This window comes from Prosthecobacter sp. (genome assembly GCF_044227185.1).
In the GTDB taxonomy this organism is placed as follows: domain Bacteria; phylum Verrucomicrobiota; class Verrucomicrobiia; order Verrucomicrobiales; family Verrucomicrobiaceae; genus Prosthecobacter.
Genome location: NZ_JBGAFO010000001.1, coordinates 607,960 through 631,396, shown reverse-complemented (window position 1 = coordinate 631,396; position 23,437 = coordinate 607,960). Strand labels below are relative to the sequence as shown.

General features: G+C 63.8%; 32 protein-coding genes. 17 read left to right on the top strand and 15 right to left on the bottom strand.

The features are described from left to right. Positions 1 to 11: 11 nt before the first annotated feature. From ACILSQ_RS02630 to ACILSQ_RS02555, 16 genes are all read left to right on the top strand, one after another. Positions 12 to 395, top strand: coding sequence for a hypothetical protein (locus ACILSQ_RS02630; protein WP_395742024.1), 384 nt, complete (start codon positions 12 to 14; stop codon positions 393 to 395). 258 nt (positions 396 to 653) lie between these two features. Continuing rightward, positions 654 to 1,310: a hypothetical protein gene (locus tag ACILSQ_RS02625; protein WP_395742023.1), complete on the top strand. Its 657-nt coding sequence runs from the start codon at positions 654 to 656 to the stop codon at positions 1,308 to 1,310. Positions 1,311 to 1,372: 62 nt separating this feature from the next. After that, positions 1,373 to 1,669 carry a DUF1330 domain-containing protein gene (locus ACILSQ_RS02620; RefSeq protein ID WP_395742022.1) on the top strand — a complete coding sequence of 99 codons (297 nt, stop codon included), beginning with the start codon at positions 1,373 to 1,375 and terminating at the stop codon, positions 1,667 to 1,669. 25 nt (positions 1,670 to 1,694) lie between these two features. Further along, positions 1,695 to 1,991 carry a hypothetical protein gene (locus tag ACILSQ_RS02615; protein WP_395742021.1) on the top strand — a complete coding sequence of 99 codons (297 nt, stop codon included), beginning with the start codon at positions 1,695 to 1,697 and terminating at the stop codon, positions 1,989 to 1,991. 90 nt (positions 1,992 to 2,081) lie between these two features. Further along, positions 2,082 to 2,807, top strand: a complete 726-nt coding sequence (locus tag ACILSQ_RS02610; RefSeq protein WP_395742020.1) for a hypothetical protein — start codon at positions 2,082 to 2,084, stop codon at positions 2,805 to 2,807. Positions 2,808 to 2,889: 82 nt separating this feature from the next. Further along, positions 2,890 to 3,411, top strand: coding sequence for a hypothetical protein (locus tag ACILSQ_RS02605; RefSeq protein ID WP_395742019.1), 522 nt, complete (start codon positions 2,890 to 2,892; stop codon positions 3,409 to 3,411). Positions 3,412 to 3,530: 119 nt separating this feature from the next. Beyond that, positions 3,531 to 4,034 carry a hypothetical protein gene (locus ACILSQ_RS02600; RefSeq protein ID WP_395742018.1) on the top strand — a complete coding sequence of 168 codons (504 nt, stop codon included), beginning with the start codon at positions 3,531 to 3,533 and terminating at the stop codon, positions 4,032 to 4,034. A 165-nt stretch (positions 4,035 to 4,199) separates the two neighbouring features. Then, positions 4,200 to 4,421, top strand: coding sequence for a hypothetical protein (locus ACILSQ_RS02595; protein ID WP_395742017.1), 222 nt, complete (start codon positions 4,200 to 4,202; stop codon positions 4,419 to 4,421). Between the two features lie 138 nt (positions 4,422 to 4,559). Next, positions 4,560 to 4,964 (top strand): hypothetical protein, encoded by a 405-nt coding sequence (locus ACILSQ_RS02590; RefSeq protein WP_395742016.1) that lies wholly within the window; start codon positions 4,560 to 4,562, stop codon positions 4,962 to 4,964. A 92-nt stretch (positions 4,965 to 5,056) separates the two neighbouring features. After that, entirely contained in the window at positions 5,057 to 5,560 is a 504-nt protein-coding gene (locus ACILSQ_RS02585) for a hypothetical protein (RefSeq protein ID WP_395742015.1), read from the top strand. A 20-nt stretch (positions 5,561 to 5,580) separates the two neighbouring features. Continuing rightward, positions 5,581 to 6,123: a hypothetical protein gene (locus ACILSQ_RS02580; RefSeq protein ID WP_395742014.1), complete on the top strand. Its 543-nt coding sequence runs from the start codon at positions 5,581 to 5,583 to the stop codon at positions 6,121 to 6,123. After that, on the top strand, positions 6,120 to 6,638 hold the full coding sequence (locus ACILSQ_RS02575) for a hypothetical protein (protein WP_395742013.1): 519 nt from the start codon (positions 6,120 to 6,122) through the stop codon (positions 6,636 to 6,638). Before ACILSQ_RS02580 ends, ACILSQ_RS02575 begins: the two co-directional genes overlap by 4 nt. Before the next feature lie 11 nt (positions 6,639 to 6,649). Then, complete coding sequence (locus ACILSQ_RS02570; protein WP_395742012.1) at positions 6,650 to 7,192, top strand: hypothetical protein; 543 nt, start codon at positions 6,650 to 6,652, stop codon at positions 7,190 to 7,192. A 191-nt stretch (positions 7,193 to 7,383) separates the two neighbouring features. Next, the gene (locus ACILSQ_RS02565) at positions 7,384 to 7,908 is read left to right on the top strand and encodes a DUF6985 domain-containing protein (RefSeq protein ID WP_395742011.1); all 525 of its coding nucleotides are present in this window, start codon (positions 7,384 to 7,386) and stop codon (positions 7,906 to 7,908) included. A gap of 266 nt (positions 7,909 to 8,174) precedes the next feature. After that, positions 8,175 to 8,453 (top strand): DUF3144 domain-containing protein, encoded by a 279-nt coding sequence (locus tag ACILSQ_RS02560; RefSeq protein ID WP_395742010.1) that lies wholly within the window; start codon positions 8,175 to 8,177, stop codon positions 8,451 to 8,453. Between the two features lie 9 nt (positions 8,454 to 8,462). Then, entirely contained in the window at positions 8,463 to 8,906 is a 444-nt protein-coding gene (locus ACILSQ_RS02555; RefSeq protein WP_395742009.1) for a hypothetical protein, read from the top strand. A 368-nt stretch (positions 8,907 to 9,274) separates the two neighbouring features. Here the strand turns inward: ACILSQ_RS02555 and ACILSQ_RS02550 are convergent, their stop codons facing one another. The 9 genes from ACILSQ_RS02550 to ACILSQ_RS02510 form a co-directional block, all read right to left on the bottom strand. Continuing rightward, entirely contained in the window at positions 9,275 to 10,309 is a 1,035-nt protein-coding gene (locus tag ACILSQ_RS02550; RefSeq protein ID WP_395742008.1) for an exo-alpha-sialidase, read from the bottom strand. Positions 10,310 to 10,404: 95 nt separating this feature from the next. Then, a complete protein-coding gene (locus ACILSQ_RS02545) occupies positions 10,405 to 10,896 on the bottom strand; it encodes a DUF2059 domain-containing protein (protein WP_395742007.1) in 492 nt (163 codons plus the stop codon). A gap of 277 nt (positions 10,897 to 11,173) precedes the next feature. Then, positions 11,174 to 11,878 carry a hypothetical protein gene (locus tag ACILSQ_RS02540; protein ID WP_395742006.1) on the bottom strand — a complete coding sequence of 235 codons (705 nt, stop codon included), beginning with the start codon at positions 11,876 to 11,878 and terminating at the stop codon, positions 11,174 to 11,176. Between the two features lie 348 nt (positions 11,879 to 12,226). After that, the gene (locus ACILSQ_RS02535) at positions 12,227 to 14,353 is read right to left on the bottom strand and encodes a TonB-dependent receptor family protein (RefSeq protein ID WP_395742005.1); all 2,127 of its coding nucleotides are present in this window, start codon (positions 14,351 to 14,353) and stop codon (positions 12,227 to 12,229) included. 143 nt (positions 14,354 to 14,496) lie between these two features. Then, on the bottom strand, positions 14,497 to 14,925 hold the full coding sequence (locus tag ACILSQ_RS02530; protein ID WP_395742004.1) for a hypothetical protein: 429 nt from the start codon (positions 14,923 to 14,925) through the stop codon (positions 14,497 to 14,499). Between the two features lie 51 nt (positions 14,926 to 14,976). Then, positions 14,977 to 15,297, bottom strand: a complete 321-nt coding sequence (locus tag ACILSQ_RS02525; protein WP_395742003.1) for a heavy metal-associated domain-containing protein — start codon at positions 15,295 to 15,297, stop codon at positions 14,977 to 14,979. 62 nt (positions 15,298 to 15,359) lie between these two features. After that, positions 15,360 to 16,091, bottom strand: a complete 732-nt coding sequence (locus ACILSQ_RS02520; protein ID WP_395742002.1) for an SCO family protein — start codon at positions 16,089 to 16,091, stop codon at positions 15,360 to 15,362. Between the two features lie 4 nt (positions 16,092 to 16,095). Next, positions 16,096 to 16,581, bottom strand: a complete 486-nt coding sequence (locus ACILSQ_RS02515) for a c-type cytochrome (protein WP_395742001.1) — start codon at positions 16,579 to 16,581, stop codon at positions 16,096 to 16,098. Positions 16,582 to 16,875: 294 nt separating this feature from the next. After that, positions 16,876 to 17,289 (bottom strand): hypothetical protein, encoded by a 414-nt coding sequence (locus tag ACILSQ_RS02510; protein ID WP_395742000.1) that lies wholly within the window; start codon positions 17,287 to 17,289, stop codon positions 16,876 to 16,878. Between the two features lie 104 nt (positions 17,290 to 17,393). Here ACILSQ_RS02510 and ACILSQ_RS02505 point away from each other — a divergent pair, with 104 nt between their 5' ends. Then, positions 17,394 to 18,101 carry a hypothetical protein gene (locus tag ACILSQ_RS02505; protein ID WP_395741999.1) on the top strand — a complete coding sequence of 236 codons (708 nt, stop codon included), beginning with the start codon at positions 17,394 to 17,396 and terminating at the stop codon, positions 18,099 to 18,101. Positions 18,102 to 18,321: 220 nt separating this feature from the next. Here ACILSQ_RS02505 and ACILSQ_RS02500 read toward each other — a convergent pair whose 3' ends face one another. From ACILSQ_RS02500 to ACILSQ_RS02475, 6 genes are read right to left on the bottom strand one after another with little or no spacing between them, the layout of a single operon-like run. Continuing rightward, the gene (locus ACILSQ_RS02500) at positions 18,322 to 18,780 is read right to left on the bottom strand and encodes a ubiquitin-conjugating enzyme E2 (protein WP_395741998.1); all 459 of its coding nucleotides are present in this window, start codon (positions 18,778 to 18,780) and stop codon (positions 18,322 to 18,324) included. A 43-nt stretch (positions 18,781 to 18,823) separates the two neighbouring features. Then, complete coding sequence (locus tag ACILSQ_RS02495; protein WP_395741997.1) at positions 18,824 to 19,411, bottom strand: RING finger protein; 588 nt, start codon at positions 19,409 to 19,411, stop codon at positions 18,824 to 18,826. A gap of 15 nt (positions 19,412 to 19,426) precedes the next feature. Then, a complete protein-coding gene (locus tag ACILSQ_RS02490; protein ID WP_395741996.1) occupies positions 19,427 to 20,794 on the bottom strand; it encodes an FHA domain-containing protein in 1,368 nt (455 codons plus the stop codon). Further along, the gene (locus ACILSQ_RS02485; RefSeq protein ID WP_395741995.1) at positions 20,791 to 21,915 is read right to left on the bottom strand and encodes a Mov34/MPN/PAD-1 family protein; all 1,125 of its coding nucleotides are present in this window, start codon (positions 21,913 to 21,915) and stop codon (positions 20,791 to 20,793) included. Before ACILSQ_RS02485 ends, ACILSQ_RS02490 begins: the two co-directional genes overlap by 4 nt. After that, a complete protein-coding gene (locus tag ACILSQ_RS02480) occupies positions 21,912 to 23,108 on the bottom strand; it encodes a ThiF family adenylyltransferase (RefSeq protein WP_395741994.1) in 1,197 nt (398 codons plus the stop codon). The genes ACILSQ_RS02485 and ACILSQ_RS02480 overlap by 4 nt, the downstream gene beginning before the upstream one ends. Continuing rightward, entirely contained in the window at positions 23,105 to 23,371 is a 267-nt protein-coding gene (locus ACILSQ_RS02475) for an EsaB/YukD family protein (protein WP_395741993.1), read from the bottom strand. Before ACILSQ_RS02475 ends, ACILSQ_RS02480 begins: the two co-directional genes overlap by 4 nt. Positions 23,372 to 23,437 lie beyond the last annotated feature (66 nt).

The window sequence follows — 23,437 nt, the reverse complement described above, 5'->3', positions numbered from 1 at the left end:
AGCCTACCCCCATGAACCCCACCTCCCAGCTCTGGGTCGAGCTCGTCGGCGAGATCATCGTCGCGCGCATTCGCGGCATTCCCACGGAGGAGCTCATCCGCGAGTGCCAGCAGCGCGTCATCGCCCTGCAGGCAGACACGCGTTGCACGCGGGTGCTGTACGATGCGCTGGAACTGGAGCGCCCGCCGATCGAGATCGTGCTGACGCAGCAGTCCTTCTCCGCGGAGCTGAAGGATTCTGCGCTGTGCGTGGCCATCGTGGTGCCGAATACTTCCATCGCGTATCTCGCGCGGCTGGCGTTTGGAGATTTGAACCACCGTGTGTTTTACAATGACATCGCCGCGGCGATTTTGTGGCTGATGCAGAGTCCGGCGGAAAAGGAAAAGGCTGGGTGATCGAGGCTGCGCCTGCGGGCCGTAGGATGGGTGTGGCGAACCCCGCCCGTCTGCGAGCGTGCTGCAAACTCTATGGCGTACGAACGTCCTCGCAGTCGGGCGGTTTGGCGGAGGCGGTGTTGGAGCTTGATGCGTTCTCGACGCCAAACACAACCGACCTACGCCCGGAGCGCAGAAGTCACGGCGTGCGTCTTTTGGCATGATGCGAGGACCGGAGGCTTGCTTCCACCCGCGCGAGAGCCATCATCCGGCTCCGCCATGAAGCGCCGCATCCTCTTCCTCGCAGGCTTCGCGCTGCTCACCGCGCTCACGGCTTATGCCGGCGGGCGCTGGGCGGTTTTGTTCCTCGTGCCGCCGTGGTTCCTGCCGGGCTTTTTGACCCTGCTGGCGGCGGTGTGGGTGCTGCTGCCCTGCCGGACTCCGGCCTCGGCCTGGCAGCGCTGGCTCATGCGCGGCGCCGCGCTGGCGGCCTGCTGGTACTTCCTGCGCCTGCCTTCGTACTGGGACGATGGCTATTTCGAGATGGGCCGCCGGGCGCACATCCGTGCCACGTTCACTCCCGCCGTGATCGCGGAGCTGCGCGCAGCCGCCGCCAGGAAGTCCGCCAAAGCGGGTGGCGGAGGGTTTGTTGAACTCACGAAAGCCGATCTTCCCCCTGCCGCTGTCAGCACCCTGTGGGGAGCGCCCAGCTATGCCTCCTGCTCCTTCGACAAGCAGGAGAGGCTGACGGGAATGAGGCTGGTGTGGGGCGGTTCTCTCATCGCCCGCCACGGCCTGGTGCTCTCTGATGAAGAGATTCCTCCGCACGGGCATGGCTTTCATGGCGGCGGGAAAGATGGCCACGAAGAAGTGGTCTACCCGGAGCATTACTACCCGCTGTATCCCGGCTCCTATATTTATCTGGATGACAACTGAGCGGCGCCTGCCAGGTGCATAACCACCCCCGCGAACCTTTCCACCTCCCAACTCCCATACCCATGCCTGCCTACATCATCGGACGAATCGAAGTCACGGACTGGACGCGCTATGCGGAGTACATGAAGCTGACGCCGGGCATCATCGCGCAATACGGCGGGCGCTTCATCGCGCGCGGGGGCGAGTCGATGACGCTCGAAGGGCCGCAGGAAACGAACCGCGTGGTGATTCTGGAGTTTCCCACGTATGCGGCCGCGCAGCAGTTCTTCCATTCGGAGGAGTACCGACACGCCAAAAGCCTGCGAGAGGGCGCGGCGGAGGCGCAGTTCTTTGTGATGGATGGGGTGCCTGTGGCATGACCGCGGCATGAAGGCCTTTTGAAAAATGAGTCTCCCGCCCAATGCCAGCACTGTGCACGACGGCCCGTTCAAACGGGGTCACGTTTATCGCGTGAGGCAGAGCTTTGCTGCCTTTCGTGATTCATTCGCGGAAGGTGAGGTGCTGACGTTTTACTACAGCGCCTACTCGTGTTACGACAGCAGCACAGGCTTTTTCTTCCGGCAGCAAGGCAAGGAGGAGCTCCGGGTTTGGGATGTCGATGACGGCACAGACGTGGAGATGTGGAGAGGCCTGTTTGAGGAAATGCCCGCGGATGCGGAAGCGGAAGTGAATGAAGCGTGAGGCATCAGATTGCCGCGCCGGCGGGCGCCCGCAAAGTCTGCCTTGCACGGCCCGGCCGTCTGCCCCAGCGTGCCTCGTTCCGCGACTGCCATGAACTACCACGAATTCAAAGCCGCCATCCAGCAGCACCTGAGGCGCAGCCGTGCCGGCGCCACCTGGGCGGAGCTGCGGGACAAACTGGGCCTGCCCTATGACCGCCCCTGCCCCGAGTGGACGCGGCGGCTGGAGGAGGACATTGGCCTGGTGCGGAGCAAAGGGGCTGGAAGGGCATTGATATGGAAAACCATGAAGACCGCACTGGTCTCCCTCATGATGGTCTGGCACGTGTCGGCCGGGGGCGGGGAGCCAGGCAAAAATGCGGTCTATGATCGGGGTTTGGCCTCGCTCACTTTTGCCTATCCGCAGTCGTTCGTGGAGGACCCGAAGGCCAAAAAGGAAGACATTCGATGGTGGGCTCGCTTCACGTCCCCAAAGGGCGATCTTTCCATTGAGGCGATGAGTCTCGGATATTGCTCCGAGCGCCTTCGTGCAGTGGAGGGGTACAAATCTCCCGAGGCCTATGTGCTGAAAGAGATTTGCGGTCCCAATCCCGTGCGCACTAAGTTTGACGGCTATGACCGGCTCATTTCTAGAACGGGAACGTCCGTCACGGTGGTGTTTCTTCTCCACGGGAGCGAATGGGGAAAGTGCTATCAGCAGATGACGTTCCACTTTGCGGACGGAGCCTATGCCAGTCAGGTGGCGACGATTGAGCAGGTCATCAAAAGCACATTGCCGAGCTTCGACGTCAACCGGTGGAATGAAGCCATTCGCTAAATCTTCCGTCACAAGCCTCCTCCTCCTGAGTCTTAACTTTTGGATTGCCCTGGACCGGCCCGGCAGGCTAAAACGCTCCGCCATGAGCACCACCGCCACGTCTGCCGTGAAGACCGGAGAGCCCGCGCTCACCGAAACGCAGTTTCACAAAAAGATGGCCGTGGACCTCTTCAATGAAACCTGGACGCTGCTGGACAAACCGGACCGCACTCCGGAGGACGACGCCCTCATGAGCCACAGCGCGCATGCCTCGCGCCTCCACTGGGGCTTTGTGGGAAATGCGGAAAACCTCGCCATCGGCGAGTGGCAGGTGGCCCGCGTGCATGCCGTGCTGCGCCAGCCGGACACCGCGCTGTATCACGCCCGCCGTGCGCTGGAGACGGCCCTGCAGCATCAGCTTCACCCCTTTCATGTGGCCTTTGGTCATGAGGCCATGGCCCGCGCCCTCTCGCTCACGCAGCCGCAGGCCGCGCTGGCGCACCTGGCCGCCGCACGCCAGGCCGCGGCGGGCATCACCGATCCCGAAGATCTGAAGCTGCTGGAGGGAGACCTGGCCACTATCAGCATCAGCTCCGAAAACGTGGCAGGTCCAGGCCTCGTCTGAGCTGAGACGGCCTGGCTGCACACTTCCACCCCAAGGCATGTCCATCATGCAGCGTGGTTCTTGGGTCACATCGTGCACCCTCGTTCCTCGCCACTCCCATGCGTTCTTGATGCCCCCTTATGCAACCCAGGCTCATTCTTCTCTCGCTCGTGGGTCTCCTCCTCGTCGGCGTCTTCTGGAGGCCCGGTCCGTCGATTCGCTTCGTGGCGTTCAAGGGTGAGAACCAAGGGCGGGTGGCCGTCTTCAAAATGGTCAATGACTCCGGTGCGCCCTATTCCATTTTTAGCGAGGGGCTGAAGTTTCCGCACTACTGCTGCAAAATCTACGAGCCTGCAGGCTGGCGGGCTCACGCCATGGGCTGGTGCGGCACCGGCTCCGGGTGGCACACGCTCGCGCCCCATTCCGTCACTGAGTTTGAGGTGTCCGTGCGGGACGTTCAGGAAGCCTCCGCGGCTCCCTTTGTCATCGGCATCTATTTTGAGCGTGGCAGCGCCACACAGCTCACCGACCGCACTCACAGCGGCGTCAGCCGGTTCTTTTCCGGACTCATCTCTCTGCTGCGTGAAAAGATCACCGGCTCCGCAGACCCGGACCCCACCTGGAGCGACGTCGTCCAGCCGTAAAGCGCATGCCCGAGACCGTGGGCTTCTCGCCGCCATCGGACGCTCCCGTAGCATTGCGGGGTCCTGCACCCCGGCCCCGCTGCCAACGTTCCAGCCATCAGGGACAATCCACATCCGCGCCGGGGTGCGAATTTACGGTAACCCCGGCGGATGCCAAGTCCTACCATGAAATCATATCAAGACAGAAGCGGAGACTCCGGCATCGCCGCCTACGAGTACGGCGCGGACTGGATCCGCATCCGCTTCAGAAGAGGCGGCACCTATGACTACCCTGCCTCCATCATCGGCGCAGCCCACGTGCGGGCGATGAAGCGCCTGGCAGACGGGGGCAAAGGCCTCAACACCTACATCAACACGCACCCCGAGGTGAGGGAGGGCTGTCGCTGAACACTTCCGCCCGGGCAGCCGCCGCCTGCTGGCAAGCCGTGCTTGCGCAGGTGGGGGGCGGCTTGCTAGCATGCAGGGCAGACCTGGCACTCGCCCAGGCCTGCACCGTTCCTCATTCGCTCACCGCCGCCACCTCGTATGAAGCTTCTGTGTGAGATCTCCCTGCTGCTGCTGCGAAACACCGCGCTGGTCCTGCTGGCCGTGGTGCTGGGGTTTGCGCTGGGCAGCGCGCTCGGCGTCCCCGCCTATCTCCAGGGCTTCTGTCTTCTGCCGGCGGCGCTGCTTTTCCACCGGCTCTCCGCCGGCGGCCCTTTTGCATGGCGCACGGTGCTGCTGTACCTGGCGCTGCTTTCGGGCCTGGGCTTTGCGCTCAGCATCGCGCTCCCGCTCGTGCCTGCTGGGGATCGCGGTCTGCTCATCGTGCTGCTGGTCACGTTTGTCCCCGTGCCATCCATGATGAAATGGCTCGACCGCCGCAGCCGCAGCCCGCGGGCGGCGCCGCAGCCGCAGCCTGCACCCTCAGACTCCAAGACATTGGAGTGATGGAGCGTGCTGTTCCAGGCCAGCCCATGAATGAAGCCCTCCCTTCCGCCTGACTCCACCGCCACCACCACCACGCGCTCTGCCGCCTCTGCATGAAATCCAGGCTCATCCTTTTCTCGCTCTTCGGCCTTCTGCTGGTGGGAGCCCTCCTCTTGTTTCTCTGGCGGCCCGGGCCTTCGATCCGCTTCGTGGGTTTCCAGGAGGGACAGCATGGAAAGCTGGCTTCGTTTCAGATCGCCAATGACAGGGACGACCCGTATTCGTTCTTGGGCGACGGGCCGTTCTCCCCAGTCTGCAGTTACAAAACTCAGGGGCCTTCCGGCTGGAAGGATCTTTATCTGGGCGAGATCCGCCCGAATACGGCGTGGTTCACGGTTGCGCCCCATGCGGTGACGGAGTTTGAGGTGGCCGTTTCTCCAGAGGCGCCCTCAGCGCTCTTCAAGGTGGGCGTTTATCTCGAACGCGGTTCGGCCGAGCAGTTGATGACGCCTGCCTACTCCAACTTCATCTCCGATCTCCTCACGTATCTTCGGGAGAAAATCCAGCCAGGCTCCGGGGATCTGAAACCCACCTGGAGCGAAGTCGCGCAACCCTAGCCCTAGCCGCACACATCCTCATGCCCTGGCCCCAAAGAAAAACCCGCTGGATCATCCTCGGCTCGCTCATCGGCCTGCTGCTGGTGGGCGGGATTCTCCTGTGCCTCTGGCGGCCCGGCCCATCCATCCGCTTCGTGGGTTTTCAGGAGGCGAAGCATGGAAAGGTGGTCACCTTCCGGATCGCCAATGACACGGACGATCCGTATTCATTCACGGGTTACGCAATGAACCTCCCGCTTTACAGCTACAAAATTCAAGAGGCTTCCGGCTGGAAGGTTCAGTCTGACGTCTGGAACTGTACACGCGGCGATTGGTTCACCATGGCGCCGCATGCGGAGACCGAGATTATGGTGCCTGCTCCTCACGATGCGTCTTCATCTCCCTTCAAGGTGGGTATTTATCTCGAGCGCGGCACCCCCGCAGAGATAAGCGCTCGCGGGCCCGGCCTCAGCTTCATGTCTGTACTCATCCTGAAACTGCGGATGAAAATCCAACCGGACTTCGCCTATCCAGAACCCATCTGGAGCGACACGGTGCACCCGCAAACGCACACATCACCATGACTTGGTCCCAAAGAAAAACCCGCTGGATCATCCTCGGCTCGCTCATCGGTCTGCTGCTGGTGGGAGCCCTCCTCTTGTTTCTCTGGCGGCCCGGACCTTCGATCCGCTTCGTGGGGTTTATGGAGGCGAAGCATGGAAAGATGGCCACCTTCCGCGTCGCCAATGACACGGACGAGCCCTACTCCTACTTTGGCGGCGACCCCTCCGCGCCGGCCTTCAGCTACAAAATCGACGGGCCTTCTCCCGTTGATATCCAGCACGCCACCTGGTGCCTGACGGGCCTCCAATGGCACACTCTCGCGCCGCACTCGGTCATGGAGATTCAGGTCTCGGTTCCCCGGCCTGAGTCGCCCTTTGCCGTGGGCGTCCGTTTCGAGCGTGGCACCGCCGCAGACTTAAAAGCCTTGCGGGTCAAGCCCACCTTCATGTCCATGCTCATCCTGCATTTGCAGAAGAAAATCCTGCCGGGCTCCGCCCATCCAGAATTCACCTGGAGCAACACCGCGCGGCCGTAGCCGCAAGCACCATGACATGGCCGCAAAGAAAAACCTGTTGGCTCATCCTTGGCTCGCTCCTGGGGATGATCCTGGCCGCCGCTCTGGTGGCGCATTTCTGGCGGCCCGGCCCTTCCATCCGCTTCGTGGGATTTCATGAGGGGAAGAATGGGCGTGTCGCCGCTTTCCAGATCACCAATGACACGGACGAGCCCTATTCGTTCTACGGCTACGGGCGGTCTTCACCGTATTGCAGTTACAAAGTCGCGACGGCTTCCGGCTGGCAGATTCAGGGCCAGGGCTGGTGGCTGACTTCTTCCGAATGGTACACCCTGGAGCCGCACTCGGTCACAGAGGTCCAGGTTTCCACTCACGATGCGCCGTCCACGCCCTTCGCCGTGGGTGTCCCTTTCGAGCGTGGCACCGCCGCGCAGGTGAGCGCCCGCCGCCCCCGCCGCAGTTTCATTGCCGAGCTCCTCCTCTATCTGCGGGCGAAAACCGACCCGCTCGCCTCTCTGACCTGGGAGCCTGGGCCGAGCACCGACCCCACCTGGAGCGATGTGGTGCCGCGGTGAGCGCATCACCATGGCACGGCCGCAAAGCAGGACCTGCAGGCGCGGGGCCTCCTGGGAGACGGGTGGCTTTTCTTGATCACGAAGATGCTCATTGCAGATGGTACACGACCGATGGTATGACCGGCGGTGATTCTTGAGCGCGGTCGCCCGCGCTCTTCAAAGCGCGAGAACCCTTCCTCCCAGTCCCAATCATGAAGCTCGACATCCGCAAAAACTTCCTCACCCATCCTGTTCTCGGGGCCATGGATGCCTTCTATGTACCGGGAGGTCTGCCCTACTTGGTCACGGGCAGGCTTCGCATCGGAGCACTGCCCTTTGAGTCGAGCATCACCCTCTGGACGGACCCTGAAAATCCGGCGGACATCGCTCTCACGGGTGCTGTCGGTCTGGTGCAGAGCGGCGCAGACTTTCGCGCGGAGGTGGAGCGCCGTTTCTTCGAGGACTACACCACTTGCACGAGGCCGGAGTATTTGGAATACGCACGTGATCCAGGCTACGGCATCGATCCTTCCATGCTGCCCGAGATTCATGAGCCGCACGAGGTCTGGTCCTTCCTGCGGCCTTGCGAGCACGGTGCGGTGTCGGTTCATGAACCCGGCAAATTTTATCCCAGCCAGGTGGCGGAGGTCTGCCTGAGTTTCAGCGTGCCCTTTGATGCTGAGCACGACTTCACCCTCAAATTCAGAGACGGCAAGTTTGCAGAACTGACACGCTGAGATCTGGCTGAGACACAGCCGCCGGGGTGAGGCCTGCGCTTGATGCAGAGCCTCTCCCCGCTGGTATCTCCTGCCATCATGCCACATTTTTTGCTGCATTTGACCTCGCCCGATCCGGCAAAACCCTCCTCTGCATCTTCCACTGGGACCCCTGACACCCTGCGCGTGTATACCCCCCGTGGAAATTCGGGAAGAATGGAGCAGTGGCTTGGGATCCGCGCCATCAATTCATCTGGTGTATTCGTCGGGTCAAACTACCCTTGCTCATGGATTCTGACCCAAGGCCCGAACGTCGGGAGTTCTACGATCTGGCGGACCGGTTTATCGGCCTCGCCAATGAATTGACACACGAGCACGCGACTTCACGTGTCAGCGCTGTCATCATGTATGCCGCGGCCCGCTACAATGCTCACTGCATGATGGCCCTTGACTCCGAGGCGGCAAAGAACCGTTCCGCGGCCACCGAATACTTTGTGGCCCAGTACCGTACCATGCTCGAAAACAACGTCGAAGAGTTGATGCGATCGGCTGAGCCTTGCGCATGATGGAATCCCATGAGCAAGCCAGAACTCATTGCCATCAATCACGATGACTATCACGCCATGCACATTGGCAGACTACCGGATGGCCGGCAGTTCTTTCTCACATCGCCCTTTGTGCCGGCCTATGGCGGCACCGCGGGAAGGGAGTTTGTGGCCTTGTTCTTGTTTGATCATCGAGGCGTGTTTCTCGAAGCACGCATTGACGATCTGGGCACGCGGGCCGGGCTGATCCCGGAGCAGGCGCGCAGCATCTATGAGCAACGGCTTGCGGACCTGGGCGAGGTGAAGTTTTGCCGCATCGAGGTGCAGCCCTTTGAACTTACACGATTCGGAACGGTGTTCGGCCTTGTGCCACGAGTACCCGAAGGCGAGGACGATGTATGGGCCGTCGAACTGCAGCCTGGAAACTTCATGGCCTTTTTTGAGCCTTGGGACAGCGGAGAGTACGACACATGAAAGATACCGCGCCAGATAACAAGCGCTCTCCGTCATGACTACGACTCCCCAGCTCGAGTGCCCGCATTGCCACAAGCTTTCTGATCTTGAAGAAGTGCTGGATCGGTCTCGCTTTTCGTGGCCTCCACAACGGTGGCTTTACTTTGATTGTCCGGCTTGCGAGCAGCCGTCTCACGTCGAGGTGTCCGCATCGCGAGTGAGCATCGGTACGATCGATGGCGGGCCAGGCCCGTGTTTTTTCCCAAGCGCCACCACCGGTGTTGAGGATTTGATCGTCGCGTCCGATGAGCGCGGTGTGGAGGTTCGCCATGCCGGAAGAGTTTGGTTTGTGAAGGCACGCCAACGATGACGTTGGTGCCTCCCCCCTCTCACTTCACCTTCACCCGAGCATAATAAATCGCGGCCTTCCCCTCGTGGCTGGAATAGTACGTCACGTGGAGAAAATCGTCCTCCCAGTACAATCCGGGGTAGCTGCAGTCGCCGCCGCTCGGCAGCTCTAAGATCGGTGTGAGGCTGGTGGGGGTCATGGCGAAGAGGACCATGTGGGGGCCTGGGGTTTTGCCGAAGCCGCGGGTGCCGGCGATGAGCTTGCCGTCTGGCAGCTCGATGAAGTTCGGGCCGCCGAGGGGGAGGCCGGTGGCGGCGTAGGTCCAGTCGCGATACGGGGCCTTGGCCATGCCGATGACGCCTTTGCGGTCGCCGCCCTGGCGGGCGATGAGGGCGAGCGCGGTGCCGTCTTTGAGAAAGCGCAGCGTGGTCTCCGTGGGCTGGCCGGGCACGTTCAGGATGGAGGAGAGCTGCCACACGCTGCCGTCCGTGCTGGCGTAGGTTTTGAGGCTGAACTCCTTCTCCGGCGCGGGGCCGCCGGTGTTGGGGTGGATGTTGTAGCTGACGCCGTAGAAGCGTTTGTCCGCCGGATTGATGGAGACGCGCCAGAGATCGTCGCCTTTGGCCAGCAGCTTCTGCAGCGGGGTCCACACCTTGCCGTCCATGCTGGTGGCGTAGCGCGGCTGGCGCGCCTGCGCGGTCTGGCCTTCGCACAGGAGGTAGAGGCGCTTGCCGTCAGGCGTGACGATGAGCTTCGGATCTCGCAGGTCGGTGCCGGGCTCGTTGAGGGTCACGTGGTCCACCCAGGTCTTGCCGCTGGCGGAGATCATCATGTGGATGGCACCTTCGCCCTTGGTGGCGTTGGCGTCCGAGCCCTCGCGGAAGCAGCAGTAGAAGAGGTTCTGAAAGCGCGTGAGGTCGGTGAAGCCGTTGTGCGGGGCCTTGTCCCAGATCTTTTCCACGGAGACGAGCTCTGCCGTGAAGGGGGCGGGTGCCGCTGCCGGCGCCTGCGCGTGCAGGCAGGGCGTGAGCAGCAGGCTGGCGGCGAGGAGCGGGAGAAGGCGGGAGGAGGTCATGGCTGGCTGGCTGGCGGGCTGGGTGGGGTATGCAATCGTACGCCATGACTCCCGCTGGATTTCAAGAAGAATGAGAAGCGCCGGCGGCGGCCGGATTACTTCGCCATTTCCTCCTGGATGATCTGCGTGATGGCGGGGAGGAGGTCCTTCATCTTGCTCTGGGTGAGGTTGACGATGTCGCGCACCAGCAGCACCTCCTTGGCGGCGAGCATCTGGCCGGCGGGGGTGTCCATGAGGGCGATGACCTCCCCGGCCTCCTTTTCGGAGAAGACCTTGGCATAGGCCTCGATCATCTCGCCCTTCATCTGGGTCCAGCCCAGGGTGCCCATCAGCTTGGCCTGCACTTTGGTGATGGCGGCGTTGAACTTAGCCTGCTGCGCCGGGGGCAGCGCCTTGATCTGCTCTGGCGTGATGCCGATGCCGGCTTCAAAGCTGGCGATGAGCCTGGCTTCATACTGCTCGTCCAGTTTCATGACGGTGAACATTTTTTCCAGCGCGGCGGCATGGGAGGCGGAGACCTCCGCCCGGGCGGTGCCCAGGCAGAGGGAAAGGGTGGCAAACGTGGCGAGGAGGAGGAGTTTTTTCATGGGTGTGACCGGCGGATGTAGCGCATTATAGCGTATTCCAAAACGGATTTCCGGTCAGCGGCGCGTGGAGACGTTCGGCGGAGGCTGGAGGACCAGCCTCCCCACCTCGCTGCAGGCATGCGAGTGCCCAGCGCAGGCAGGGCTGGCTGTCCTCAGCCAGCCGCCGTCGAAGCCCATGATCCGCGATCAAGAAACATCCCGCTCAACGGAAATGAGTTTTGCGAACCGCGGTAGACACAGATCGAGAAGAACCAAATCTCCACCCCGCCCGCAAAATTCACTTTTTCCTGGGCCGCGTGGCCACGAACAGCGCGATGCCCAGGCAGGCGACGAGGAAGACGCCGATGTTCACCACCGTGAGCACGAGGTCGCGGGTGTCCTTGTTGGGAATGAAGCCGAGCTTGTGGACGTTGGTGAAGATGGTGGCCTCAAACTGGCGCTGCCTGTCGGTGTGGCGTGTCACGCTGCCGGTGGTGGTGGAGACATAGACGCGGGTGTCCAGCGCATCGCCGGCATCGAAGCGGTACACGGGCAGGATGCGGAAGATGTTGATGTACTCGCTGTTGAAGGCGGTGAGGAAGTCCGTCTTCTTCACGGCGGCGCCGCCGAGGAAATTCGTGGCGATCTCCGCGGCGTAGGCCTGATCCATGGCGGGGTCCGCCCGGCCGTCCACGGCGCTCACGTACTGCGGCGCGCGGGAGGTCTTGGTGTAAATCTGGTACCAGGGCTGGCCGCCGATGCCGCGCAGGTTCACCGCCTGTACTTCGGGCTTCTCTTCGGGCAGCTTTGCCACGGCTTCCGCGACGGTGAGCTTGATGGCATTCACATCCATGCCGCCACCGGAGGGCTTCGCCTGGGGCGGCGGGGCCTGCGTGCGCGTCATGACATTGTGCAGGATGCCGCTGCCGGCGGCCATGAAGACAGAGATGCTGAAGGCCAGGCCGAGCCAGCGGTGGAGTTTGCGGATGAGGCGGGAGTTCATGGAGGGGGGAGCAGGGCGGGTTTTGGAAAAGAGGGTTGGTGGGAGGAAGAGAGGAATGAGGAAACCAGAATGAGGAATGACGAATCAATGACCAAGCTCGAATGATGTAACTCCCTGCTCAGCGGGAGCATGCCACAAGCCTGAGCCGTTCCGCGGACTTGGGCATTCGGGATTCATTCGTCATTCCTCATTGATTTCGCTTCGCTCAACCCTTCGGGCTCCTTGCAGTCGTCTATCTCACTTCGTTCGGTTCTGGGTTCGTCATTTGGATCAGTCTGAAAGCTGAAAGTTAAAAAAGGGGCGTGGAGCAGCAGTCGGCCGCCGCTCCGCGCCCAGAGTGGTCAGGCGTCACCACTTCCACTCCACGCCGCCGTAAAAGCTGCGGCCATCTCCGGGGAGGAAGACGGCGTTGCTGCCGGCCACGGTGGCGTTGGTCACCACGTTCACCGTGGGGCTGTAGATCTCGTTGGTGAGGTTGCGCGCTTCAAAGTAAACGGACAGGCCCTTCTTGGTGCGGTAGCCCACCTTCAGGCCCAGCAGCGCGTAGGGGTCGGCAAAGGTGGTGCGCGCCAGGTCCGCCGCATAGCGGAAGGGGGACCACTCCAGCGTGGGCCCGCCGTAGAATCCGCTGGGGTGCTGGTAGAGAAGCTGCGCGCGGTAATAGACCGGGGAGTAGCCCGGCAGCAGGCGGCTGCCATAGGCGGCGTCTCCATTGAAGCGGAAGTCGTTCCACAGGAAGTTCTGGTTCAGCATCAGGTGGTCGGAGGACACGGCCAGGTTGCGCAGCAGGTCCACGTTCAGGGCAAACTCCACCCCCTGGTGGATCGTCTTGCCGGCATTCACCGTGGTGGTGGGCGTGAGGATGGGGGAGCCCAGCGCCAGCAGCTCGCGCTCCACCCAGGCGTAGTAGTAGCTGAAGTCCCAGCTCACGCGCTCGCGCTGGCCGCGGGTGCCCAGCTCCAGCGTGGTGGCGGTCTGCGGCTTGAGCTGCAGCAGGCCCGTGCCGGCGGGCGTGGCCTCTCCCATCGTGGGCGGCTCAAAGCTGCGGCTCGCATTGAAGTAGATCTGCGTCTTGGGGTCCACCTCATACAGCAGGCCCAGCTTCGGGCTGAAGCCCCAGGCTTCCAGGCGGTCGCTGTTGTTCACGGTGTTTGGCGGCACCGCTGCCGGAAAGAGCTGCAGCTCATCCAGCTCGCGCGAGGCATAGGCCACATTCGCGCCCGCGATGAAGGAGAGCCTTTGCGTGAGCTGCAGCTTGTCCTGGAAGTAGAAGTTGAAGTTCGTGGCCTGCAGCCGGTAGGCCGCCACCTGCGCGCCGCGCGTGCCGTTGGTGTTGACGAAGCGGTTGTCGTTCGTGCCGCCCCACATGAAGCCCGTGCCCACGGTGAAGGTGTTGTCACGCCCCAGCAGGCTGCCCTTGTGGTCGTAGCGCAGGTCAAAGCCGATGTCGTTGCTCAGCTGGTCGATCACCTGGAAGATCGGGTGGTTCAGGTCCTTCCAGCTCCAGAACGTGCTGAAGGTGATCGTGTTGTCCAGGCCGTCGCTGTAGGTCAGCTTGTTCGCCACGCGGAAGAGCCGGTAGTCGCGCTCCTGGTACCCCGCGCCCCCGGGCACGGTGGGCAGGAAGGAGCCCGGCGCCGCCTGCTGCGGATTGTTCTGCATCTGGTCCTTGGTCAGGTTGCCGGGGAGCTGGGAATTGCTGTCCACATAGGTGATGTAGAAGCGGTTCTCCAGGTTCGGGCTGATCTTCGTGCCGATGTTTGCAAACGCGCGGAAGCTCTCCTGCTTGCTCCAGTCGCGGAAGCCGTCGGTATGAGAGGCGGTGATGCTCATATACACATCCGTGTTTCCGCTCACAAAGCCGGAGGAGATCTGCCCGCGGTAGGTGTTGAAGCTGCCGATCTCCACACGCGCCTGCGAGGCCGGCGCGGTGTAGCCCGTGTTGGAGATGAAGTTGATCGCGCCGCCCAGCGTGGCGGAGCCATACTGCAGCGCGTTCGCCCCGCGGAAGACCTCCACGTAGTTCGCCGTCAGCGGCTCGATGGCCTGCATGTCAAAGCTGCCGTCAGACAGATTCAGAGGCATGCCGTCCTGCATCATCCAGATGCCGCGGCCGTGAAAGGTGCGCTGCAGCCCGCTGCCGCGGATGGCGATGCGCGACTCCTCCGCGCCGAAGCGCGATTGCACCAGCACGCCGGGGGCAAAGTCCAGCGCGTCCTTCAGTGTGGCCGCGCGGCCGGTCTTGTAGAATTCCGCGTCCATCACATTCGCGCCACCGGCTACGGACTTGAAGATCTGCTCCTTCCGCACCTCCAGGCTCGGAACCGTGAGTGAGGGCGAATCTGGCTTCGCCGTGATGACGACTTCCTTGAGTTCCGTCGTCGGAATGGTTTGGGAGGCTGGGGTCGGTTTGGCAGACTGCGCGAGCGCAGCGCCGGAGAGAGCTAGCAAAAAGAGAATCGAGAAAGGTTTCATGAATCAACAAATGAACAAATGACGAGAGGGTGAAAATGGCAGCCGCGTCGGTGCGGCATGCGCATGGGCTTCGGCCGGACTTCGCGCGTCCGGCAGTGGGCGGAGGAGGAGCAGCTTTATTTAGAAAAGAGCCCCTGGCAGGATCAAGCCAGCGCGCGTCTGGGCGGCGGCGTCTCCGGCGTCTCGTTTCGTTTCACCAGCATCGGGTTCCAGGGTGCAAACCACATCGGTTCCGCAGCGGGTGGTATCAGCACCGCATGGCAGACCAGCACCGCCGCCATCCTGCCCAGGTCGTCCACCTTCACGGTGCCGGTGTCCTTGGTGGGGCTGGATTCCTGGCTTCCTTCCTTCACTGTTTTGCAAAGAGAGCAGGCATGCCGACCGTCGAAGGTCTTCTGCACGGCCTCGATCACCGATCCCTCGCGCGCGAAGCCGATGAACATCCCCGTCCACGCCACGCCCTGCATCAGCGCCCACTGCAGGCCCAGGGAAAGGCACAGCAGCAGCACGACCCCGCGCTGCGCGAGGCGCAGCAGCGGAGGGCGGTGGCGGGCATAAGCCGTGGCGGACATGGGAGGCGTTATATTTGAAGGGGGGGCGGCGGGATCAAGGCATGTGTGGTACTATTTTTGCCGCACCAGCGCCAGGCTGCGGATGTCGTAGGTCCTGGCGTACTCCCCCAGCGCCTTCACGGCGTCTTCCTTCGTCAGCGCGGCATTTGTGGCGGTGATCTCCAGCCTGGGCACGCCGCCCTCCCTGGCGGCGGGCAGCACCTTCACCGTGCGCACTCCTTTCATTTTTGCCAGGGCGGCTTCCACATGGCTGGAGCAGGCGCTGCACATGACGCCGGCCACCTCTCCCTGGTACAGAAAGGTGGCGGGTTCGGCGGCATCGCAGGAGATGAGGGCCATGAGGATGGCGGCGAGCGTGAGGATGTGTTTCATAAGATGGTAGGTTTGTGGTATGTTTAGGTATGCCTGGGTTTCGTTGTGGGCGTGTTTCGTCATCATTCTGCGGGATGGTCGAGAAGCCGCTGCACATCGCGCTCCAGCTTCTCAGTCATGAGCGTGGCGATCTCGGGTTCGGGGTGAAAGACGGCGTAGTAGCCGCGCACGCGGCCCTGGCGGTCGATGAGAACGAGGCGCAGGTCGTGCTCGTAGAGATCCAGCGGGTTGATGCGCTTTTCCTGCGGGATGGGCGCCGGGGCCTGGAGCTGCAGCTCGTGGGACATGAAGTCCCAGATGGCCTGCTGCCCGCCGGTCACAAACCACCACGGGTCCTGCGGCTTCACGCCCACGCCTTCCGCGTAGGCTTTCAGGAAGTCCGTGGTGTCGCGCTCCGGCGCCACCGCCAGCGAGACCAGATGGAAGTCCGGCCGCGTGCGGTGGGCGGCGTTCAGCTTCTGCATCTCCTGCACCACCGCCGCGCAGCCATGCGGGCACACGGTGTAGAGGCAGGCCATGACGGTGACTTTTCCACGCAAGGAGGAAAGCTTCACCGCCTGCCCGCTGCGCTCGGTGACTTCCAGGTCGCCGTGGATCTGCGCCACCACCGGCAGCGGCTGCTGCGGGAGCGCATCTCCGGCATAGCGGCCGAACAGCAGCACGCCCGCGATGGCCATGCCGATGCCCAGGCCCATGCGCAGCCATGAGCCGGCGCTGATGCGGTGCTCAGCGCCGGCGGAGGCATAGCGGATGCCCGGCGGTGGAGATGATGATTCTGAAGGTGACTCTGGCATGGCATTAATCGGCGGGGATTTTGCGGATCTCGGCCTCCGTCCACATCGCCGTGCGCGCCTTTTCAGCCTCGCGGATGGCCTTCACTTCCTCCGCCGTCACAGCGCCGGCCTTGTTGCCAAAGCTGCTGCGCACGTAGGTCAGCACATCGGCGATCTGTGCGTCGCTCAGCGTGCCGCCCTGCGCGGGCATGAGCGGCGCCGGAGAGGTGAAGGGCTTGCCATTGACCGTGATGGGGCCGGTGAACCCGTGCAGCACCATGCGGATCATGCGGTCCGGCTTCTTCGCCGCCACCCAGTCGGAGCTGGCCAGGGGTGGAAACATGGGCGGCAGGCCCATCCCGGTGGGCTGGTGGCAGGCAAAGCAGACCTGCATGTAAACCGTCTGCCCGCGTGTGAGGGATTCCGCGGAGGGGGCCTCCTGCGCCTGCAGGAGTGAAGAGGACAGCAGCACGCATGCGGCTGTGAAAAGGGGTGTGGAGAAAAGAGACATGGATAGGCAGAAAAAGGAAAGGGGACGCATGGGGCGCAGGCCACACGACATGGCGTCCCCGGAGGGGGAATGGCGTGTGGCGTGATGGAGAAAATGGCTTGCCCCCGCCCGGATACCCACCGGACGGGGGCTTCTGATGAGAACGCAGCTCACGCCGCGGAACACTGCTCACCAGAAAGGAGCGACCGCGCAGGCGCATGCACGGCGGCAGGTGTGTGCGCCGCGGCGTTTCAGCCCGGCACTCCTGCGCAGAAAATCCGCCCGGCCTGTCCTGGGAAAACAGCCGGGTGAAGTTTAAATCCGCACGCTTCGCGGCGGTGGTGTCTCCGGAAGGTCGGAGCGGTGCACCGGCTGTTCATGCAGCGGTGGAAAGGAAAAAACGTCTCCCGCGGGAGCCACCAGGCGCGTGACCTCCAGCGCCAGCACGGCATGGATTTTCACCGAGCCCTGCCCAGCCTGCCGCGGCTGCTCGCGGCTGGAGCCGCGGCCCTCCTGCACCTTCTTGCACAGCGCGCAGCCATGCTGCCCGTCAAAGGTCTTCTGCACCGCCTCGATCACCGCGCCTTCACGCGCAAAGGACAGCAGCATCCCCGTCCACGCGATGCCCTGCAGCAGCACCCAGTGCATGCCCAGGGAAAGGCAGATCGCCCCCACGACCACCAGCCGCGCGGTTCGCGGCAGCAGCGCTGATTCAGGGCGGGAGTGCATGGCACAAAGTATGGAAAGGGCCGCGCGCCCTGTCAACCACCACGCCACCGGCGCAGATTCATCTTGATTCCAGCGCCGCGAAATTTGTATGTTTTCTTTTTAATATGAATCGCACCCTGCTCCTGCTAGCCACACTCGCCGCCGGACATTTTGCCTCCGCTCAGGCGCAAACGGCCGTTCCTCCCGACATGCAGCGCCTGCAGACCGCCTATGAAGCGGCGCGTGAGCGTGCCACCCGCCCGATCGATGAAAAGTACCTGGCGGAGCTCGTCAAACTTCAGGCCACCTACACCAAGGCGGCCAAGCTGGATGAAGCCCTGGCCGTGGCCAATGAAATCAAAGGCATGAAGGAGCGCATGGGCCTCTCGGAAAAATCCAAAGGCGCGGCATCTTCCACCTCAGGAGCAGCCGTCTCCACCAAACCGGCGGCCGCTGCCGGCGGGCAGGAAACCGTCACCATCGCGGCCAATACTCCCAACGGCTACCGCATCGGCGCGGTGAAAAAGGGGGACGTCATCACCCTCGAGTACGTCAGCGGGAAGTGGAAGAGCAAGGGCGGCATTTCCTCCGAGAATCCCGATGATCCCAACGCCAGTTATAAAGATGACGACCGCGTGGTCATTGCAGAGCCCGCCGGCGCCGATGGCAGCCCCGGCAAGATGATCGTGCTCGTGCCACCCGGAACCACGCTGAAGCCCTTCACCTACCTCGTGCAGACCTCCCGCCCCGAAGTGGTCCTGCGCATCAACAACAACAGCGACCGCAAAGAAAACCCCGGCTCGGTGGTGTACAAGCTGAGCGTGAGCCACTAGCGCGGCCTCTGAATCCCCGCTGCGCACGCGGGGTCGTTCGTAGGACGGGTGTGGCGTAAGCCCGCCCGTCTGTCAGCGTGCTGCAAACACGATCGCGTACGGACGTCCTCGCGGTCGGGCGGTTTGGCGAAGAGGTCTGCATCCGAATAGGACATCCCCACCCGCCAAACACACCCATCCTACAGCCGGAACGCCACGCAGATGCGGGCGCATCTCCGCCTCAGCACGTCATGTCACGCTTGTCCAAAGGCAGGGAGCCCAGGTTTTGCTCCGCCCAGGCCGCCGCCTTCGCGTTCAGCGGGCTCTTCACATTGTAGCTTTGAAAGGTGATCATCTCCGCGATGCGGGAGATCAGCAGCGGCAGCGTCTGCCCCGCGCTCCAGTGATCGCCGATGCAGATTTTCTGCGGGTCGATGTTCGGGTGGAAGACCGGCGTCAGCATGCGGCACACGGGCGGCCGGCGCGGGTAGTCCATGGGCAGGTAGATCTCCGCACGGTGCGCCTCTCCCACCTTGAAGGAGTCCTCCCCTTCCGGCAGCAGGCCGCGCACATAGAAGTCGATGAAGTAGCGCTCCGGCGGGCTGCCCTCCACACCTGCCAGACGGATGGTGGGGTGCTCCGCCAGCGTGGTGGAGACATTCTGGTAGTCGGCCTGAAGACGGCGGAGTCGGGGATTCATGGGAGGAAAGGAGCAGTGCGGTGGGAGATTCAGCGGCGCCCGCTCACTCGGCGCGGAAGGCGCCGTAGAGCAGGCTCATGAAGATGATGGCGGCCGTTTCCAGCAGGCCGATGCCGAGACCGATCTTGCACAGGGCGCCGTGGAAGGACGGCAGCGCGCGCACCTCCTTCAGCCGCAGCGGGTACCAGATGCCCATGAGCACCACGCCCAGCGGCGCCGTGAGCGGCAGGATGCAGAGCGAAAAGAGGATGAGCAGCGTGCGCCGTGTGCCAGGCAGCCGCGCCGTGAGGTTTTCCTTGGCACGAAAGGCGGCCGCGTCCTGCGGCTGCGCGCTGCTGAAGGTCACGCCGCAGTGGCGGCAGCGCACGGCCGCCGCTGCGATGCTGCGCCCGCAGCCCGGGCAGGGCTTGTTTTCCTGCCCCCAATACGAGACGGGGATCTCCAGCGCCGTGCGCAGCTCCACCTGCGGCGCGCTCTGGCAGCCATAGACTCCGCAGCCGCGATTGTCCGTCCAGCATTCCAGATGGTACGGCGCCTGGCAGGTGGGGCAGGCCACCGGCTCGCCGTCGTGGTCGATGCTTGTCAGGCAGATGGTGCAGGCGGGGGCGGCGGCGGTGGTCGTGTCGCTCATGGCTTCGTTCAGGGCTCAGTTTTTGCGCTTCTGGAACACAAACTGGGTGTTCCCCAGCGCCACGGTGTCGCCGTGCTTCAGCCGTGCGCGCTTCACCGCGCGGCCGTTGATCAGCACCGGGTGCGTGGCGGGCTGCTTCGTCTCCACTTCACAGTCTTCACCCACCGCGCGGATCACCATGTGCTGCTCGGCGATCTGCGGGTCATTGAAAAGATACAAGTCCGAACGCGGCGAGGACCCCGCATGCATCACGTCCTTGAAGATGAGGAACTCCTTCCCCTTCAGCGGCCCCTGCGTCATCTGCAGCCACGCATCGCGCGCCAGCAGCTCCACCACGCCGATCATCGCCCCCACGCTGAGGCCGATGATGCCCAGGCCCACCAGCCGGCTCACGTGCGCGCTCGGCTTGTCCGTGCCCAGCAGAATGATGTCCACCGGATCAAAGAACAGCCCGCCCAGCAGCCCGCCCACGATCCCGCCGATGAACCCATACGCGATGAGCCGCTGCGAGCGCAGCGCGATCCCCTGCCCCAGCCCCATCGTCATGCCCGCCAGGCCCCAGGCCAGCGTGCGGCCCAGCATCTGGATGCCAAAGCCCGCCGTGCTCAGCCCGCCGGTCTCTCCGCCATGGCTCAGGGCCCACTGCGTCAGCGGCTGGTACACGATGTTGGCGATCACCCCCGACACCAGCCCGCCCACCACGCCCACAAACAGGCCCACGAGCCCTGAGAGAAAGGCCCGCCGCGGCAGCCGGCACACGATGCCATCCGCCGCACCGATGAAGAAGCCGATGAAACCCGCCACGATGGAAAACAGCAGCAGGCCCACCATGGTGCTGCGCTTGGCCATGGCGCGCAGCGTCATGGGCTTCTCCCCGGCAGGCGCCGGCGGTGGCGCGCGCACCACAAAGACGCACAGAGAAATCTCCTCCGAGGGCGTCTCCTTGTACTCCACATAGAAGCCCGCCGTATCGCCATTCTTCAGCGCCTCATGGGTCAGCTTCCGCGTCGTGCCGTCTGGCAGCAGCTCGCGGGTCTGCTGCAGCAGCACGATCTCCTCCCCGTTCACCTTCAGGTGTCCGCTCACCAGCGGCAGCACCAGGTCCTTGTCAGTCGCGTCTGGCGTGAACCCATAGTCCAGGTCGCTCACCACGCCCTGGGTGTACTCGTAGTCGTTGAACCAGGGCTCAGTCACGCCCCAGGCGCACATGGCGCCGATGAAGCCCACGATCATGAAGATGAACCAGCTCTGGTAGTACCAGCGGCGCGCGCTGTGCCGCGTCACGCCCGGGTCTCCGCGCATGCTCATCTGGCGTTTGATCAGGTCATCCACATGGCTGCTGGCGGCCTCTTCGTGGGTGATGCGGATGATGGGATTGCTCATGGTGCGGCGGCGGGCTTGGGGGCTTCTTTCGCGGGTTCTTTGGGGGCTTCGGCTTTCCTGACGTCTTGGGGGGCTTCTTTGGGCGCTTCCTTGGAATCTTCTTTGGGCTTGTCCTTCGGTGTGGCGCCGGCTTTCTCGTCCGCCTCCTGCTTCCGCTTCGCGTCCTCCTCCACCTGGAGCTTCGCCATTTCGACCACGATCGCATTCAGCTCCTCCGGCACCTCCCACTTCACCACGCCCACGCCCAGCATCACGGTCTTGTCTCCCACCTTCACCGGCACCGGCACGTAGCTGGTCACCTCCGGCGGCTTCACCCGCTCACGGAACTGCTCCCGCACATACCAGGCCACGATCGCCACCACGCCCAGGCACACGATGCCGCCCACGGTCAGCAAAAACTGGTACAAGGAATTCCGCAGGTCCTCCACCGAGGCGGTGATCTGGCACAGGCGGTCTTCCAGCGCCTTCACATCCGTGCTGGAGCTCCCGCCCTCCTGCGCGCCGCCCGCGGCCACCGCGGAAGCGGGCACGCTGGCCGTCTGCTCCCGCCCGTCCACCCAGTAGCGCGGCAGGTACGTCACGCCGCCGGACTCCTGGTTCGCCGCGATGGCCACCGCGCCCGTGATGGGGTCCGTCACCAGGGCGATCTGGGAGGGGCCGGAGAAAAAATTGCGCTGGATGAAGAGGTCCATCTCCGAAAACTCCACGCCAAATCCGGGATGCGTGTGGTACCAGCCCACCATCTGCTTGCGCGGGTAGTCGCGCTCCAGCGCCGTATGAATCAGCGTCCACGTCTCCTGCGTGAAGGTCACATGCGTGCTGCCGCCGCTGGCCGCCGTGCCGCGGATCACCGCCTGCACATGCACAAACAGGCCCTCGTCATCCTGCCCCACCTCGCCCACCATCACACCGCACACCTCCGCGCGCAGCGACTCCTTCGCATGCGCCACGATCTCCGCCTGCGCCTCGCGGTCCACGCCCACGCGCAGTGGTGCGGAGGCCCCGCGCGGTCCGGGAAAGGATTTGCGCACCGGCTTGCTCACACTGGTCGTGGGCGTCACATTCACCTCACCGGCTGCTGCTGCTGCTGCGGCTTTCTGACTGGAAGAAGATTTCTTCATGGGTTCACAGGGCTGGAAGGACTGAGGGAGTTCGTGGCAAAGGGAGAGTCAGCAGCCAGCTCAAAGCCCAGCACCTGCTCCCCATGGCGTGCATAAAGGATGTCCCACACCGGCAGGCCCAGCCCGCTCACGGTCCGCTCCAGCAGCGGGCTGCCGCCCGGCAGGCTGTGCACCAGCCGCGGCGCACACGCGCCTCCGCAGGCGGGGCACACCAGCTGCTCCTCGCTCACATGCTCCGCGGCGCGCCACACCGCCGTCTGCGTGCCGCAGGGGGCGCATTCCATCGCCTCCACCAGCTCACGGCTCAGGTCCAGCGCATCCAGCCCGCCCAGGCGGCGCTCCGCTTCCGCGGCGATCTCCCTCAGCGGCGTGCTGCCTCCCCACGCTTCCATCGTCATGATCTCCGCCGCCGGCTCATGCCACGGGCAGTCCGGATGCACCGGGTAGTTCATCGCGTAGGACTGATGGTACGCGCCATCAAAGAAAAAGCCCCGCCCCGTCAGCGCCTCCATGCCGTGCAGCAGCTTGATCACCTCCTGCGCCTGCATGCCGCCGATGACCGAGGCCGTCGTGGGCGTGGTCGGTGTGCCGCGCTCCGCCAGCGCGCGCCGCGCCAGCATGGTGCAGGAGCGCCGCTTCTGGATCAGGTCCCAGTCCACCTGGCTCATGGTGCATTCATAGCAGGCCGTCTGCGGCGGGAAGAAGCCGCGCACGATGCCCTGCAGCACCTCGATGCCGCCGTCCACCCAGGGCCGCCCGGTGCGTGCGCAGGCGCTGTTCACAAACACGCGCGCCTCCCGGTTGTCCAGCGCGCCCACCACCACGTCCGCCCAGCGGAACCAGCCCAGGCCCAGGTCCGCCAGCACATTGCCCACCAGCGGCGTGATCTGCGTGCCCGCGTGGATGGACTCCATCGCGCGCGCGGCGCATTCCGCCTTGGGTTTGCCCTCATCCGTTTCGCGGTAAAGCACGGAGCGGCTCAGATTGCTCAGCTCCACATGGTCCTGGTCCGCCACCGCCACCTGGCCCACGCCCAGCAGCGCCAGGTTTTTCAGCACCTCATTGCCCAGCGCTCCCGCGCCGATGACCAGCACGCGCGCGCTGCGCAGCCGCTCCTGCCGCCACCAGGACACCGCCTCAAACCGGGCGAAGCGTCCCTCCCGCAGCGAAAGCACGTCCGGCGAATCACTCATGCGATGCAGCCGGCGGTGATCTCGGGTTGCAGCCGCAGTTCGTCTCCGTTCATCACTCCGGCCTGCGCCAGCGTCGCCTGGTCCAGGAGCTGCGTGCCGCTGCGCCGGTGGTGCAGCTTGTAGCTCATGAGCTGGCCGTCCGGACTGTTGAGCGGCAGGTTCAGCCGCTCCACCAGCACCGCGAGGATGCGGTTCACGGGCACATCATCCGGCGCCTGCACATCATTGCTGCGGCTGCCGGAAACATCGAGAACACGGACCATTATGTCGGGCATGAATCAGGGGCGGGAGTGGGAGTGAAAGTGAGAGTGAAAGGCGGGCGGGCAGGT

Bases quoted from the DNA above. Each gene is read 5' to 3' on its own strand.
- ACILSQ_RS02525 (WP_395742003.1), bottom strand. From the start codon at position 15,297: ATGAAACACATCCTCACGCTCGCCGCCATCCTCATGGCCCTCATCTCC.
- ACILSQ_RS02490 (WP_395741996.1), bottom strand. From the start codon at position 20,794: ATGAGCAATCCCATCATCCGCATCACCCACGAAGAGGCCGCCAGCAGC.
- ACILSQ_RS02630 (WP_395742024.1), top strand. From the start codon at position 12: ATGAACCCCACCTCCCAGCTCTGGGTCGAGCTCGTCGGCGAGATCATC.
- ACILSQ_RS02495 (WP_395741997.1), bottom strand. From the start codon at position 19,411: ATGAGCGACACGACCACCGCCGCCGCCCCCGCCTGCACCATCTGCCTG.
- ACILSQ_RS02475 (WP_395741993.1), bottom strand. From the start codon at position 23,371: ATGGTCCGTGTTCTCGATGTTTCCGGCAGCCGCAGCAATGATGTGCAG.
- ACILSQ_RS02625 (WP_395742023.1), top strand. From the start codon at position 654: ATGAAGCGCCGCATCCTCTTCCTCGCAGGCTTCGCGCTGCTCACCGCG.
- ACILSQ_RS02590 (WP_395742016.1), top strand. From the start codon at position 4,560: ATGAAGCTTCTGTGTGAGATCTCCCTGCTGCTGCTGCGAAACACCGCG.
- ACILSQ_RS02595 (WP_395742017.1), top strand. From the start codon at position 4,200: ATGAAATCATATCAAGACAGAAGCGGAGACTCCGGCATCGCCGCCTAC.
- ACILSQ_RS02510 (WP_395742000.1), bottom strand. From the start codon at position 17,289: ATGCACTCCCGCCCTGAATCAGCGCTGCTGCCGCGAACCGCGCGGCTG.
- ACILSQ_RS02505 (WP_395741999.1), top strand. From the start codon at position 17,394: ATGAATCGCACCCTGCTCCTGCTAGCCACACTCGCCGCCGGACATTTT.
- ACILSQ_RS02545 (WP_395742007.1), bottom strand. From the start codon at position 10,896: ATGAAAAAACTCCTCCTCCTCGCCACGTTTGCCACCCTTTCCCTCTGC.
- ACILSQ_RS02600 (WP_395742018.1), top strand. From the start codon at position 3,531: ATGCAACCCAGGCTCATTCTTCTCTCGCTCGTGGGTCTCCTCCTCGTC.
- ACILSQ_RS02550 (WP_395742008.1), bottom strand. From the start codon at position 10,309: ATGACCTCCTCCCGCCTTCTCCCGCTCCTCGCCGCCAGCCTGCTGCTC.
- ACILSQ_RS02515 (WP_395742001.1), bottom strand. From the start codon at position 16,581: ATGTCTCTTTTCTCCACACCCCTTTTCACAGCCGCATGCGTGCTGCTG.
- ACILSQ_RS02605 (WP_395742019.1), top strand. From the start codon at position 2,890: ATGAGCACCACCGCCACGTCTGCCGTGAAGACCGGAGAGCCCGCGCTC.
- ACILSQ_RS02575 (WP_395742013.1), top strand. From the start codon at position 6,120: ATGACTTGGTCCCAAAGAAAAACCCGCTGGATCATCCTCGGCTCGCTC.
- ACILSQ_RS02570 (WP_395742012.1), top strand. From the start codon at position 6,650: ATGACATGGCCGCAAAGAAAAACCTGTTGGCTCATCCTTGGCTCGCTC.
- ACILSQ_RS02615 (WP_395742021.1), top strand. From the start codon at position 1,695: ATGAGTCTCCCGCCCAATGCCAGCACTGTGCACGACGGCCCGTTCAAA.
- ACILSQ_RS02560 (WP_395742010.1), top strand. From the start codon at position 8,175: ATGGATTCTGACCCAAGGCCCGAACGTCGGGAGTTCTACGATCTGGCG.
- ACILSQ_RS02580 (WP_395742014.1), top strand. From the start codon at position 5,581: ATGCCCTGGCCCCAAAGAAAAACCCGCTGGATCATCCTCGGCTCGCTC.
- ACILSQ_RS02500 (WP_395741998.1), bottom strand. From the start codon at position 18,780: ATGAATCCCCGACTCCGCCGTCTTCAGGCCGACTACCAGAATGTCTCC.
- ACILSQ_RS02555 (WP_395742009.1), top strand. From the start codon at position 8,463: ATGAGCAAGCCAGAACTCATTGCCATCAATCACGATGACTATCACGCC.
- ACILSQ_RS02535 (WP_395742005.1), bottom strand. From the start codon at position 14,353: ATGAAACCTTTCTCGATTCTCTTTTTGCTAGCTCTCTCCGGCGCTGCG.
- ACILSQ_RS02485 (WP_395741995.1), bottom strand. From the start codon at position 21,915: ATGAAGAAATCTTCTTCCAGTCAGAAAGCCGCAGCAGCAGCAGCAGCC.
- ACILSQ_RS02565 (WP_395742011.1), top strand. From the start codon at position 7,384: ATGAAGCTCGACATCCGCAAAAACTTCCTCACCCATCCTGTTCTCGGG.
- ACILSQ_RS02540 (WP_395742006.1), bottom strand. From the start codon at position 11,878: ATGAACTCCCGCCTCATCCGCAAACTCCACCGCTGGCTCGGCCTGGCC.
- ACILSQ_RS02530 (WP_395742004.1), bottom strand. From the start codon at position 14,925: ATGTCCGCCACGGCTTATGCCCGCCACCGCCCTCCGCTGCTGCGCCTC.
- ACILSQ_RS02480 (WP_395741994.1), bottom strand. From the start codon at position 23,108: ATGAGTGATTCGCCGGACGTGCTTTCGCTGCGGGAGGGACGCTTCGCC.
- ACILSQ_RS02585 (WP_395742015.1), top strand. From the start codon at position 5,057: ATGAAATCCAGGCTCATCCTTTTCTCGCTCTTCGGCCTTCTGCTGGTG.
- ACILSQ_RS02620 (WP_395742022.1), top strand. From the start codon at position 1,373: ATGCCTGCCTACATCATCGGACGAATCGAAGTCACGGACTGGACGCGC.
- ACILSQ_RS02610 (WP_395742020.1), top strand. From the start codon at position 2,082: ATGAACTACCACGAATTCAAAGCCGCCATCCAGCAGCACCTGAGGCGC.
- ACILSQ_RS02520 (WP_395742002.1), bottom strand. From the start codon at position 16,091: ATGCCAGAGTCACCTTCAGAATCATCATCTCCACCGCCGGGCATCCGC.